This window comes from Neobacillus sp. SuZ13, assembly GCF_030123365.1.
Classification (GTDB): domain Bacteria; phylum Bacillota; class Bacilli; order Bacillales; family Cytobacillaceae; genus Neobacillus.
Map to the genome: position 1 here is coordinate 3,945,155 of NZ_CP126107.1, position 12,672 is coordinate 3,957,826.

Annotated in this window: 13 protein-coding genes and 1 riboswitch; of the genes, 5 read left to right on the forward strand and 8 right to left on the reverse strand. The window is 36.7% G+C overall.

Annotated features, from left to right (window positions below):
* Nucleotides 1-57 precede the first annotated feature (57 nt).
* A complete protein-coding gene (locus tag QNH17_RS19360; RefSeq protein WP_283874450.1) occupies nucleotides 58-1,041 on the reverse strand; it encodes a DMT family transporter in 984 nt (327 codons plus the stop codon).
* Between the two features lie 204 nt (nucleotides 1,042-1,245).
* Between QNH17_RS19360 and QNH17_RS19365 the strand changes: the two genes are divergently transcribed.
* Nucleotides 1,246-1,860 carry a PH domain-containing protein gene (locus QNH17_RS19365; protein WP_283874452.1) on the forward strand — a complete coding sequence of 205 codons (615 nt, stop codon included), beginning with the start codon at nucleotides 1,246-1,248 and terminating at the stop codon, nucleotides 1,858-1,860.
* A 43-nt stretch (nucleotides 1,861-1,903) separates the two neighbouring features.
* Here QNH17_RS19365 and QNH17_RS19370 read toward each other — a convergent pair whose 3' ends face one another.
* On the reverse strand, nucleotides 1,904-2,716 hold the full coding sequence (locus QNH17_RS19370) for a YitT family protein (protein ID WP_283874453.1): 813 nt from the start codon (nucleotides 2,714-2,716) through the stop codon (nucleotides 1,904-1,906).
* Nucleotides 2,717-2,921: 205 nt separating this feature from the next.
* A riboswitch (Lysine riboswitch) is annotated at nucleotides 2,922-3,112 on the forward strand.
* Between the two features lie 105 nt (nucleotides 3,113-3,217).
* Here QNH17_RS19370 and QNH17_RS19375 point away from each other — a divergent pair.
* Nucleotides 3,218-4,699, forward strand: a complete 1,482-nt coding sequence (locus QNH17_RS19375) for an amino acid permease (protein ID WP_283874454.1) — start codon at nucleotides 3,218-3,220, stop codon at nucleotides 4,697-4,699.
* A gap of 84 nt (nucleotides 4,700-4,783) precedes the next feature.
* Here QNH17_RS19375 and QNH17_RS19380 read toward each other — a convergent pair whose 3' ends face one another.
* On the reverse strand, nucleotides 4,784-5,008 hold the full coding sequence (locus tag QNH17_RS19380) for a helix-turn-helix domain-containing protein (RefSeq protein ID WP_283874456.1): 225 nt from the start codon (nucleotides 5,006-5,008) through the stop codon (nucleotides 4,784-4,786).
* 158 nt (nucleotides 5,009-5,166) lie between these two features.
* Here QNH17_RS19380 and QNH17_RS19385 point away from each other — a divergent pair, with 158 nt between their 5' ends.
* Complete coding sequence (locus tag QNH17_RS19385) at nucleotides 5,167-5,340, forward strand: hypothetical protein (protein WP_180230150.1); 174 nt, start codon at nucleotides 5,167-5,169, stop codon at nucleotides 5,338-5,340.
* 239 nt (nucleotides 5,341-5,579) lie between these two features.
* On the opposite strand, the gene asnS is transcribed toward QNH17_RS19385, so the two are convergent.
* Both asnS and QNH17_RS19395 read right to left on the reverse strand, forming a co-directional pair.
* Nucleotides 5,580-6,971 (reverse strand): asparagine--tRNA ligase, encoded by a 1,392-nt coding sequence (asnS, locus tag QNH17_RS19390; RefSeq protein ID WP_283874460.1) that lies wholly within the window; start codon nucleotides 6,969-6,971, stop codon nucleotides 5,580-5,582.
* A gap of 172 nt (nucleotides 6,972-7,143) precedes the next feature.
* The gene (locus QNH17_RS19395; RefSeq protein WP_283874461.1) at nucleotides 7,144-8,025 is read right to left on the reverse strand and encodes an alpha/beta hydrolase; all 882 of its coding nucleotides are present in this window, start codon (nucleotides 8,023-8,025) and stop codon (nucleotides 7,144-7,146) included.
* 198 nt (nucleotides 8,026-8,223) lie between these two features.
* Here QNH17_RS19395 and QNH17_RS19400 point away from each other — a divergent pair, with 198 nt between their 5' ends.
* Nucleotides 8,224-8,454: a hypothetical protein gene (locus QNH17_RS19400; RefSeq protein ID WP_283874462.1), complete on the forward strand. Its 231-nt coding sequence runs from the start codon at nucleotides 8,224-8,226 to the stop codon at nucleotides 8,452-8,454.
* Between the two features lie 16 nt (nucleotides 8,455-8,470).
* Here QNH17_RS19400 and QNH17_RS19405 read toward each other — a convergent pair whose 3' ends face one another.
* Nucleotides 8,471-8,935, reverse strand: a complete 465-nt coding sequence (locus QNH17_RS19405) for a GNAT family N-acetyltransferase (RefSeq protein ID WP_283874463.1) — start codon at nucleotides 8,933-8,935, stop codon at nucleotides 8,471-8,473.
* A 184-nt stretch (nucleotides 8,936-9,119) separates the two neighbouring features.
* Between QNH17_RS19405 and QNH17_RS19410 the strand changes: the two genes are divergently transcribed.
* The gene (locus tag QNH17_RS19410) at nucleotides 9,120-9,254 is read left to right on the forward strand and encodes a BA3454 family stress response protein (protein WP_066256449.1); all 135 of its coding nucleotides are present in this window, start codon (nucleotides 9,120-9,122) and stop codon (nucleotides 9,252-9,254) included.
* 47 nt (nucleotides 9,255-9,301) lie between these two features.
* On the opposite strand, the gene QNH17_RS19415 is transcribed toward QNH17_RS19410, so the two are convergent.
* A complete protein-coding gene (locus QNH17_RS19415; RefSeq protein ID WP_283874467.1) occupies nucleotides 9,302-9,922 on the reverse strand; it encodes a DUF2238 domain-containing protein in 621 nt (206 codons plus the stop codon).
* 122 nt (nucleotides 9,923-10,044) lie between these two features.
* Nucleotides 10,045-12,384 (reverse strand): RNA polymerase recycling motor HelD, encoded by a 2,340-nt coding sequence (gene helD, locus QNH17_RS19420; RefSeq protein ID WP_283874469.1) that lies wholly within the window; start codon nucleotides 12,382-12,384, stop codon nucleotides 10,045-10,047.
* Between the last annotated feature and the right edge of the window lie 288 nt (nucleotides 12,385-12,672).

Genomic DNA, 12,672 nt, shown 5'->3' on the forward strand with positions numbered 1-12,672 from the left:
ACTAAAAGCAGCAATATAAAATCCTTATCAAGCTTATTTGATAAGGATTAATCATTTCTAACTATTCATTTTTAGCGATTGTTCATTCTGAATATTTTTCTGGTTACTTTTATGTGAAAAAAAGCTGTGCAGGATCATACCAACCATGACCAATCCCATACCCCACCAAGATAGAAGCGTCGGGAAGGTGCTGTTTAGTAATAATATTTCTCCAAGAACTGCAAATAATACCTCCACAGATTGTGTCGCCTCAACGGCCGCAAGTTTCTGCATATTTCCTCTAACAAGATCGGTTGCTTTAAAAAATAAAATGGTGGCAACGACTCCTGAGGTTACAGCAACAAGTCCGGATTGGATTATTTGCCCTTTGCTTGGTGTGCCAATCGTAAATAGCCCATAAATCGATAAAACAATCCATAATGGAAGACTAGCTAAGGTCATCCCTAATACACGTTGGAAGACATCCAGCCGTCCGCCACATATATCCATCATTTTTCGGTTTCCTAGTGGATAAGCAAATGAAGCAATCAGCACAGGAAGAACACCCAGGGAAATCGCACCAATTGATATTTGATTGGCCTGTTCCATTTGGATCAAGATAATTCCTAATAGGATTATCACTGACATCCCCAAGCCCTTAAATGGGATTTTTCCCTTTTGCTGGATTGGACCTTTTTCAGTCATAACCCGTTCGTAAAAAAATGGCGCCAGCAAAGACCCTGAGATAATCGTTACCTGCCAAGTAGCTGCAATGAGCCACCCTGGGGCATATGCTGCAGAAAAACAAATAGGGCCATAAAATAATCCAAAACCAACCGAACTCCATAATAGCCAACTACCTGGATTTTTTTTCATATCCCAAAGCAAGGGTTTAAGATTTTTTCTTCCAATGACAATAATAAGTAAAAAAGGGACCATAAAGAAATACCTTAAAGATGCACTCCAAATCCAGCTGCCCCCTGCCTGGTCCATCGATCTGTTGAGGATAAATGTAAATGCAAAAAAGAAAGCCGCTAAGATACCTAAAATAATCGGCCGCAATAATCTCTACTCCTTCTATTACATTTTTAATATGTATATAGTGTATTTTCCATTATAATAGGGGAACTATCAAGTTGTAATTTTTATTGAGTTCATATGTATACAAACTTTTTTTACGCATAAAGTTTTTTGGATACAGATGAAACTTTCTTATCCCCCATTCGTAAAAAGAAAAGATTACTAAAAAAAGTGAGGTTGAGATCCATGTTTGGAAAAGTAGCTGCCGATATTTTAGGTTTAAGTGATGTGGGTGCTGTTATTAAACCAGAGAATTATGACAAGGTAGACGCAGACGATTATGTCATGCATGAAGACAATGAAAAAATTTATTTTCTTATCAAATCCAAATCAGATGAATATTGCTTTACCAACAATGCTCTTATCCATTTAAATGGAACAAGTGCAACCAGCAAAAAGCGGATGCTCCATCGTTATAGTTATGCTACCAACCGAATCTCAGACGTTTATCTTGAAACAGCTGGAACAGTTGACCTTGACGTCGAAATTAAATTTAAAATTGGTTCTGTACCTTTCTCCATTGATGTACATAAAAAACATATTGAGGAAATTAAGGATTTATATAAAGCCCTAATTAAAATTTCAGAAATATCACATGAAAATGAAATTTCCCTTCAGTTTGCTAAACAAAGCTTAGATGTTGCCTCCACTACTTTAGGTCGTGTTACAAGTGCAGACAGTAATTTGGTTGTACAATTCAAAATGCTTAATCAAGCAGCTTTTCAATGGTTAGAAGACAGTAAAAAGCAATATATAGTCAAAGACTTCGGCTATGTATTCGAAAAGTATATTAACAACTAATAAACAAAAAGGCTTGCATCTATTTAATAGATGCAAGCCTTTTTTATGGACTTGGCCGATGAAACAGCCCCATCACTTCAATCGTTTCTGTAATATTAACAAAGGCACGTGAATCGACTTCCGTGATTAAGTTTTTCACTTCATTCAGTTCATATCTGGAAATGACTGTTATCAATACATTCCGCTGGCTATTTGAGTATCCGCCAACACCGTCCAAAACAGTTAAGCCTCGATACAAATTTTTTAGTAAATGATTCCTCATCTCTTCACCTTTATCAGTAATGATCATTAGAGTTAATTTTGCATGATCCGTATAGATTGCATCGACTACTTTACCGGTCACAAAAATAGATACTAAGGTATAAAGTGCAGAATCCCAATCGAACAAAAATCCACTGATCATAATAACTACCGCATTCATGCCTGAAAGTAACGTACCAATTGGAAAATCCCTTTTTCTGGCTACGATCATGCCAATAATGTCAAATCCCCCAGTCGATCCGGAACAACGGAAAACTATTCCTACACCTAAGCCCGTTAACGCACCACCAAAAATAGATGAAAGAATTCTATCATCTGCGATAGCAAATACGGGAATTACATACAGTCCTATCGAGATAACAATAACCGAAAAGATCGAATTCACGATAAATCTTTTTCCTAACATTTTATATCCAATAATTAACAAAGGAAAATTTAGCAGGAAATTTGCCACTCCAGTATTCACCGGTGAGATCATCCCTAATATCATTGAAATTCCACTTAATCCACTGCTCAATACTTCATGTGGGATTAAGAAAAGGTTAAACGCAACCACAATAATTAGAGATCCCAACATCATTCCAACAATCTGCATGGTAAAAATCCTCCTAATACGAACAGGCGTCAATTCTAATTCAAAATAATACCGATACTCTCACTTAAAGTAAAATAAAAAAATTAATTTAAAAAAAACAAATTATCTGATAAATACTGATTAGAAAATTACATATTGACAATTCTATAAAAACTCATTTACTATATTAATATATTTAATTTCATATAATAAATCCTCATCAAACCGATGAGGTAGAGGTCGCGGTTTTTATTAGTAAAGTGGACGAGATGTGAGAGACATTCATGACTCTACTTAAAAGGAAAAACTGCCGAAGTGTGCTTTTACTCTTCAAAAAGCATGCTGGGTCTGTCTTCAAATAGGAACAGAACTGTCACGATTATTTCTACCAGCTAATCGTGTTGAGCTATCTTTCGGAAGGTATGATGCGGGGTATTGACAATGCCATCGATTATTCCTCGATGGCATTTTTTGTATTCCAAACTCCTTCTCGAAAAAAAGAAGAAAAGAGGAGTCAAGACTATGCAAACTGCTAGAGTATTAAAAGAGTCTGAATATACAAGTGATTTAACAATACAAAAAGCTCCATCGGAATTAAAAAGAGGGTTAAAATCTCGTCACCTCACTATGATTTCCCTTGGCGGAACGATTGGAACAGGACTTTTTCTTGCCAGCGGCGGCGCCATCCATAGTGCAGGACCTGGCGGAGCCATTCTATCCTATCTTGTTATTGGTGTCATGGTTTTCTTTTTGATGCAAGGTTTAGCTGAAATGGGTGCCTATATGCCCGTTGCAGGAAGCTTTAGTACGTATGCCACCAAATTTGTCGACCCATCCCTTGGCTTTGCACTAGGCTGGAACTATTGGTATAACTGGGCCATTACCATTGCTGCAGAATTAGCTGCTGTAACGATGATCATGAAATTTTGGTTTCCAGATACACCGTCATTTATTTGGAGTGGTATCTTTTTAGTGATTATGTTTCTCTTAAACTACCTTTCTGTCAAAGGTTTTGGAGAGGCAGAATATTGGTTTTCCTTAATCAAAGTGGTAACAGTTATTATTTTTGTTGTTACTGGGACGTTAATGATTATTGGTATCATGGGTAACGAAGCACCTGGCTTCAAAAACTTCACGATTGGTGATGCACCGTTCCACGGTGGGTTTTTGTCGATGCTAGGCATCTTTATGGCTGCAGGCTTTTCCTTTCAAGGAACAGAACTTTTGGGTGTGGCAGCAGGTGAAACAGAGGATCCAAAGAAAGCCATCCCACGTGCAGTAAAACAAGTGTTTTGGCGTATTTTATTATTTTATATATTGGCGATTTTGGTCATCGGTCTTCTTATACCTTATACAAACGACAATTTAGCAAATGGCGATGTTACTGTGAGCCCATTTACTTTGGTTTTCCAAAAGGCAGGAATCGCTTTCGCTGCATCAATCATGAATGCAGTAATCTTAACTGCCGTTTTATCAGCAGGAAATTCAGGCATGTATGCATCAACCCGTATGCTTTGGGATTTAGCCCGTCAAGGTAAAGCCCCAAAATTCCTTGGTAAATTAAACAAAAGAGGCGTTCCAGTTAACGCCTTAATCGCAACAACTTTAGTGGGCACACTCGCTTTCCTTGCATCATTCTTTGGTGACGGAACAGTATATGTCTGGTTATTAAATGCATCAGGGATGTCTGGCTTTATTGCTTGGCTTGGGATTGCTGTATGTCATTATCGTTTCCGAAAGGCATTTATTGCCCAAGGTAAAGATTTAAGCTTATTACCATATAAATCCAAACTCTTCCCATTTGGTCCAATCTTTGCTTTTCTTGTATGTGGATTTGTTGTCTTAGGACAAAACTATTCAGCATTTATGGGTGATCAAATTGATTGGAATGGAGTATTAGTCTCGTATATCGGCCTGCCATTATTCTTACTTGTATGGTTAGGATATAAATTCACTAAAAAAACCAAAGTAATTCCTTTAAAGGAATGTGACTTAAACCAATAATTCTAATTGAAATAGTACGCAAAAATGCGTACTATTTTTTTCAAAGAAAAAACAGACTCTATGTTTGAGTCTGTTTTTATGCTTCTATGCTTTCTTCTCCTCTGAAGACCAAATATATAAATCTTCAATGCGGCAATTCAATTCTTTGGAAATGGTCATCGCAGTATTTAAGCTCATTACTTTCTTTGACAAGTAGTCGTTGAGTTGAGTTTGTGGAATATTTGTATTCCTTTCCAAACTTTCCAAGTCCATACCGTTTTTGGATAGTAATTCTTTGAGGTTACTTTTTCTTGCCTTATAATTTGTCAATATGACACCTCACTTTCTTTAAAGCATAACACATTACGTTTTGTTTTGAAAGGAAGTGGGCTTTAAGAATTCCATTTGGGTTTAATTATCCAATAAGATAGCAATGGGTTAAGGATTTTATGATATACTAACTAAGGAATAGGTAAAGGGGTGTTAAAGTGAAAAACTCAACCAATCTATACAAAAACGGACAATCTGTAAATATTATTGAAACTGGCGAAGTCGTCACCATTCTAAAATCACAATATGTAAAAAACATGAAAAGATATTCTTATATCGTTAAAGAACACCCAGAAACATTCTTTTTCGAAGAGGAATTAAAGGACCAATAATATCAAAAAAGAGAAGACCAGTTTTTAAACTGGTCTTCTCTTTTAAATTGGCTGTGTTAAACTTGTCTGTTGATTTCCGTTCCAGGCACTTCGCTTTCCGCGGGCGTGCCGGGGAGCCTCCTCGTCGCTTTGCTCCTGCGGGGTCTCCCCTGCCCCGTACTCCCGCAGGAGTCTTCGTGCCTGAAACGAAGAGCAACAGAGTGCTAAAAACAACATTAACCTTTAACACAGCCTTTTAATTAAAACTCAGCATTCCCTGTTGTTCTTGGGAACGGAATAACGTCTCTAATATTAGTCATTCCTGTTAGATACATAATTAAACGCTCAAAACCAATACCATAACCTGAATGTTTTGTGCCGCCATACTTCCTTAATTCCAGGTACCACCAGTAATCTTCTTCAGTCATGCCAAGTTCATTTATTTTACCTGCTAAGATTTCTTCACGTTCTTCACGCTGACTGCCGCCTATCAATTCACCAATTCCTGGTACTAATAAATCTGTTGCCGCAACTGTTTTGTTGTCTTCATTTAGTCTCATATAGAAAGCTTTGATTTCTTTTGGATAATCAGTAACAAATACAGGTCGTTTAAATACCTTTTCGCTTAAATAGCGTTCATGCTCGGTTTGCAAGTCAAGGCCCCATTCAACTGGATACGCAAACGTTTCACCGGACTCCCGTAAAATATCAATAGCTTCCGTATAGGTCACACGGCCAAAGTCCGCCGTATAGGCATTATTTAAACGGTCTAGTAAACCTTTTTCAATAAAGCTGTTAAAGAAATTCATTTCTTCAGGAGCCTGTTCTAATACATAGCCAATTACGTATTTCACCATTTCTTCAGCTAAATCCATAATATCTGGCAGTTCAGCAAAGGCAACTTCAGGCTCAACCATCCAAAATTCTGCCGCATGTCTTGCAGTATTAGAGTTTTCTGCTCTAAATGTTGGGCCAAAGGTATAGACATTCCGGAATGCCAAAGCAAACGCCTCAGCCGACAACTGCCCGCTTACGGTCAAATTGGTTTCTTTATTAAAGAAATCCTTGCTAAGATCTGTTTTGCCCTCTTCATTTTTTGGAAGATTGTCCATATCTAAGGTAGTTACTCGGAACATTTCCCCCGCACCTTCAGTGTCACTGCCGGTAATGATTGGTGAATGAACGTACACAAACCCTTTATCTTGGAAAAATTTATGAAGCGCATAGGATGCAAGCGATCTTACACGAAAAACGGCTGAAAACGTATTTGTCCTTGGTCGTAAATGAGCAATTGTTCGTAAGTATTCAAACGAATGCTTTTTCTTTTGCAATGGATAATCCACATTAGACGTACCTTCAATCACAATGTCAGTTGCTTTAATTTCAAAAGGCTGCTTTGCTTGTGGAGTATGAATAAAATCCCCTTTCACCCTAATAGAGGAGCTGATTGGGAGTTTGGCAATTTCCTTAAAGTTCGCTAACTGTTCATCAAATACAATTTGTACACCTTTAAAAAAGCTGCCATCATTTAATTCAATGAACCCAAAAGTTTTGGAATCACGAATGGTACGAATCCAGCCGGATAATTCTACCTTTTGATCAACATAGCTTTCGGTATTTCTGTATAAGTCCTTAATTAAGGCCTGTTTCATTGATTTTCCTCCTAAATCTTATGTAAAAAAGTAAAAAACCTTCCATCCCAATTGGGACGAAAGGTAATATTCCACAATACTATCATCGTTTTTCTTTTATCCCTTCAATATTATATAAAAATCATATCAAATTAGCAATATTCAACAAGATTTCCGTTTTAAAAGTAATTTTTTAATTCGTTGTCGACTCTTTTGATAAGATAGTATTCTGTCCAGTAAATAGGACATTCAGCCATTTTATCCGGTCATAAAGTGCATCTTCACAGTTGGAAAATAAATGATTCGTATCATACCAACTGATTTTTTTAGGAGAGCTGGCGATTGAATAAAAAGAGCTAGCTTGGTCTCGATCGATGTATTCGTCATTTTCGGCAAATTGGAAAAATATTGATGCTGGCGAAGCATTTTTAACATAATGAATCGCATCCAATTTCTTAAGACTCGATATAAAATATTCGAATCGTTCAGGAGGTAAAAAGCCACGAATTAGCATGGCTAATGGATGCTCACTTGTCATTTGCATCTCTGACACTTGCCCATATCCAGAGATCAGAATAAAAGTTTTTATGCGAGGATCAATACCTGAAAGAATTCCACCCCACGCTGCCCCTATGCCTTGACCGACAAAAGCAATCTTGGATTTATCCACATGCCCTAGCTCACTAAGCAATGTGATTCCCCTTTTTATATCCATTACTGTTTGAATGTATTTTTGAATATCTGCTATTTCTTCAATGGTTTTTGAAAACTCGTTCTTTCCTTGTAACTTTTGATTTCCATTCCCTCTTAAGTATTGGGCTTCAATAAGCAGGGTAATATAGCCCTTGGTAGCTAGAATTTGGGCTTCACAGAAAAATGTTTTTCTATCTCCTTGACTTGGGTGCATATAAATGACTGCAGGAAGAGGGCCGAGTTTATCAGGTATGAATAGAAAGGCAGAAACCTTGCCTTTGAAAGGGCTTTCATATTTGACATCATTAATGTGAAAACCATTTTTGGCAATTGATTTAACCACCTCAAATCCAGAAAGTTTTTCTTCCTTAAATTCAAACATTAACAACCGCCCCCGCGAAGATTCTTTATTATAATTTATTTGAATTTTCTGATTAATAGACCATATATCCAAGATTCTTATAAAAAAAACATAATCTCCAAAGTTTTTGATGAATTTTCAGAATATTAGCAGGAAAAACGTTGCTTCTCGTCGAAATAGTAAAAAAATGTTATTTTTGATTATAGAGGAGTGTTAATTGTGGATAAGGTAACATGCATTGCCTACCTATTATACAAATCATCTAAGAATCAAGACATTAAAGAAAAAGCAATCCTTTTATTAAACGGAGATGTGTCCATACGGGATTTAAAAAGAAATGCGTCTATTCAGGCAAATGTGGTCATCGCAGAATCACTACTGAAAAAGAACCAAATCGACAAAGACCAAGTTCAACTCTTTGCGGAGCAATTTATGTATTTGGAAGTATAACCTTTCAAGTTGGAAGTTATTGTCCAATTTGTTTTTCATAACAAAAAATACCACTTCCATTTTTCATGGTTGCTGAATTATAATAGGTAAATCCTAATGCTTCCCAAAAGCGTTGCGCTCGGATGTTCTCTTTTAAAACACCAATTCTAACGGCTTTCTTACCTCGTTTTAGCATTTCATTTTCGTAGACTGCAAATGCCTGTGCACCGAACCCATATCCTTGATAATCTCCATGCAGCAGTAATAGACCCAGCCACGGGTAATGGTCTTTCGGATTTTCTATCAAGTAATCAATTATTCCAATGTACGTATCATCAAGCTTAATAAAGACACTGTTTGTATTAGGATTTAAGAACTCTTCTTCCATGTCAGCAAGTGTTCTGGCCTCTCTACCATTTTCAAAAATATTATATTCGGGATTCGAGTTAATCATCTCGAGTGCAATATATAACGTTTCTTTTTTAACCTCTTCAAAATACATTGAAATTAGAAACCTCCATTTTATAATTTTTCTAATATGATTATATCAAAACTTAATACTTTAGAAATGTTTGTCGAACAATTCATGTCATAATTTTTTAAATTGTTAAATACGTTTAATCGTTGTGTAATTTTATAACATTACAAAACCAATTATTTTATTTATAGAAAAGGAGATTTTATTTATGGTACAAGTAGAAGTAACAGTAACTTTTGAGGGAAAAAGCTATTTAACAAATGTTATCGCCAATCGTGAAACTTCAGAGGATGAAATATTCCAACTTGCATTAGAACAAGTTCAAAAGCAATGGAAGAAATAATAAAAACCCAGCAGATGTGATTCTGCTGGGTTTTTATTTGTTTAGATTTAATCACTCGTTACAATTTTTTGAAGCTGGCGTGAATGAATGCTACGTAAAGTAATGTAAGAAATAAGACTACCAATTAAGGCTAATAGCATGTCCCATTGGGTATCCCAGACATCCCCTTGAGTGCCAAGGAAGGCCTCAGCTGCTTCTCCTGTCAACAAAGCCACAGTGAATTCGACTAATTCATAGGTTGCACTAATGGCTAAACATATGCAGATCACCGTGACGGGCAGCCATTTGGATTCGCGCAACGGAGAAGTTCTTATCAATAATTCACGGATAATAATCGCAGGAATAAACCCTTGAGCAAAATGGCCAAGACGGTCATAATAATTGCGGTCCAAGTCCCAAATATCTCTAAACCAATTAAACAACGGCATTTCAGCATATGTATAGTGACCGCCAATAAATAAGATTGAAGCATGAACAAGGACTAAAAAATAAACAAGTATTGTAAATTGAAAGAAACGATAGGTTAACAATAAGATAAATACACCAATTAGTGCCGGAATCACTTCTAGCCACCACGTAAAACGATCATGCGGATGAATCGCCGACCAAATAAGAACAGTAGAGAAAAGAAGGAGAAAAATAATAAGACTTCGATGTTCCTTTAGCAAGCGAATACCTCGTTTCCAAGTTTGTTGGTAGAAAGCATGTATAAAGGTGCTTACAAAATACTTTCTTTTATGAACTAAAGAAACTGTATGTTTCTACGATGAGACATACAGTTTCTTTTTTGTTAGATTACACTTGTTTTTTCGAGGGAGTAGGTATCGTTTGGCGTTTCTTCCATTAGCGGACTAATCCCTGATGTGGTAAGCAAATGCAGCTCATGCATGGCTCTTGTACAGACAGTATAAAATAATTTCCGTTCACTTTCTTCCTTGTATTGGGAACAATCATACAAAATAACTGCATCGAATTCAATCCCTTTCGCCAGGTACGAAGGAATGACAAGAATCCCTTTTTCATAGGAGATTGTTCCCTTCTCAATTAGATGCAATGGAATCTCGTTCTTAAGCTCACGATAGGCCTTTATGCTTTCATCAGAGGTCCTGCAGATGACTGCAATAGTACGATGTCCTTCATTTTGAAAATCTTTTATTTTCCTTATAATTAATCCTGTTCTGCCATCCTCATCAATGACTGAAACTAACGGCTTCCTGCCCCTGCGATTAAAGGGTTCAATCTTTTCCCCGCCCTCAATCAACGTACTGGTAAAGTCGACAATTTCCTTTGTCGATCGATAGGTTTTGGTAAGGACAAACGATTCGACCTCCTCCCCTGCTTTGACTTGGTTAGTTAGAACAGTTTCCGCACCCGTAGCACCAGAAAATATTGCTTGATTAAAATCCCCAAGCAATGTCATTTTGCTATAAGGAAATAGAGTTTGAATAAAAGCAAACTGAAATGGTGAATAATCTTGTGCTTCATCAATAAAAATATGCCGAATCGCCGTATTAGACTTACGCCCCTCAATTAAATCCTGGAGATACACATATGGCGTGGCATCCTCATATGGAATGATCTTTTCATTTAATTTATCCATTGTCTGACTGCAAATTTTATTCCATTCAACCGGCAGGCTTTTATCTATATATTCAGCTTGCTTAAATAACTGGCAATAAACGCGGGGAGCATCAACAAACCGTAAACTTTTTACGCGTGTAAATAATGGCTTGAACTTCTCTTTTACGACCATTTCTGCAAGAAACTTTTGCTCCTGCTCAAAATCATCAAATGAATTCCCGGAAAATTGATTCTTTTCCTGAAGCTTTTTGAAAGCCTCCATAAAATCTTCTTTTTCGAGGTATTGGATTTCATCCTCCACCCAACTCCTTGATCGCTCTTGTCTAACTTTTCGCTTTAGGTCTCTTAACAACCATTCTTTAACAAGCTTCATTCGATTAGGAATGGTAATGTGATCCTCTAAGGAATAAAAATAATCATGAATCTCCTTTTTAGAAATTAATACATCGCCTCTAAATTTTAAATCCCTAAAAATTAGGCCCTTCTGAGATAAACCCTTCGCGTACTGATCGATAATATTCTTAAAGTCCAAACTTGCTTTAAAGCGAATCCCCTCAACTCTTTCATGATAATCCTTTTCATCCTTTCCACTTAGCAAATACTCCATCTGGGTAAAAGGATCTTCCACATCAAATTCCTTCCCTAATCGAGAATTTAGGTATTCCTGAAAAGTGGATTGCTGCATATTTTCTTCCCCAAGCTCAGGTAAAACTGTGGCAACATAGCTATTAAAAAGCGGGTTAGGCGAAAATAACATAATATTTTCTGAATTTAAAGTCCCACGATAACGATAGAGCAGGTAGGCAACCCGTTGCAGGGCTGCAGACGTTTTCCCACTCCCCGCAACTCCTTGAACGATCAGTATTTTTGCACGTTCATTGCGAATAATTTCATTTTGCTCTCGTTGAATAGTAGCAACAATGCTTTTCATTTGAGTACTCGCATTGTTTCCAAGGACCTCCTGAAGCATTTCATCTCCAATCGTTACCCCTGTATCAAACATCCCTTTAATCTCGGAGGCTTTAATAATAAATTGACGCTTTAAGCTCATCTCCCCTTCAATTATTCCTTCTGGGATTTTATATTGAGCTGTGCCTGGTGAGTAGTCATAATAGAGGCTTGATATGGGTGCGCGCCAATCATAAATTAAGAAGTTTTCATCATGTTCGTCCATCAAGGATGCAATTCCAAGGTATACCTGGTCCATGGCGGCTTCCCCTTTTTCTAAAAAATCGATCCGGCCAAAGTATGGGGAATACTTTAATCTTGACAGGGTGTTAAGCTGTTTATCCAGCTGTTTATGTGTCCGCTCACGTTCAGAGAGGAGTTCAACCTGCTGTTTGATACTCGCTGCTGTTTCAATTACATCATCAGGTTCATCTAAATTGACGGTTACATCTTCCCAAAATTCCTTTCGAATCTCAAGGACATCTGCACCTACTTTTCCTGCATTTGATTTTAATTTATTTATTTTTTTATCAATTTCATTTACCACTGAAGTGACTCTTGTTTGTTCCATTTGCCAATCTTTGCTTAGTAAATCGCTCATCCAACCACTCTCCAGGTAAGTTTTGGTCAATTGTTGACAATTGAATCTAATTGTGTTAATGTTATAATAGGTATTTTTTAAACAATTACATAATAAATAATTTATGCCAACTGTCATTTTATCATGCTGCCCCGACATTTTCAAGAAGATTATCACTACGAATCAAAAACGCCTTTTGGGCGTTTTTTTATTGTCAATTTTCCTTTACAGCACCCGATAAATCTATAACCTTTCCCTTATAGAAAATTCAATCTGCCATTTTAACTTATAAAGATAGTATTGGAAAAA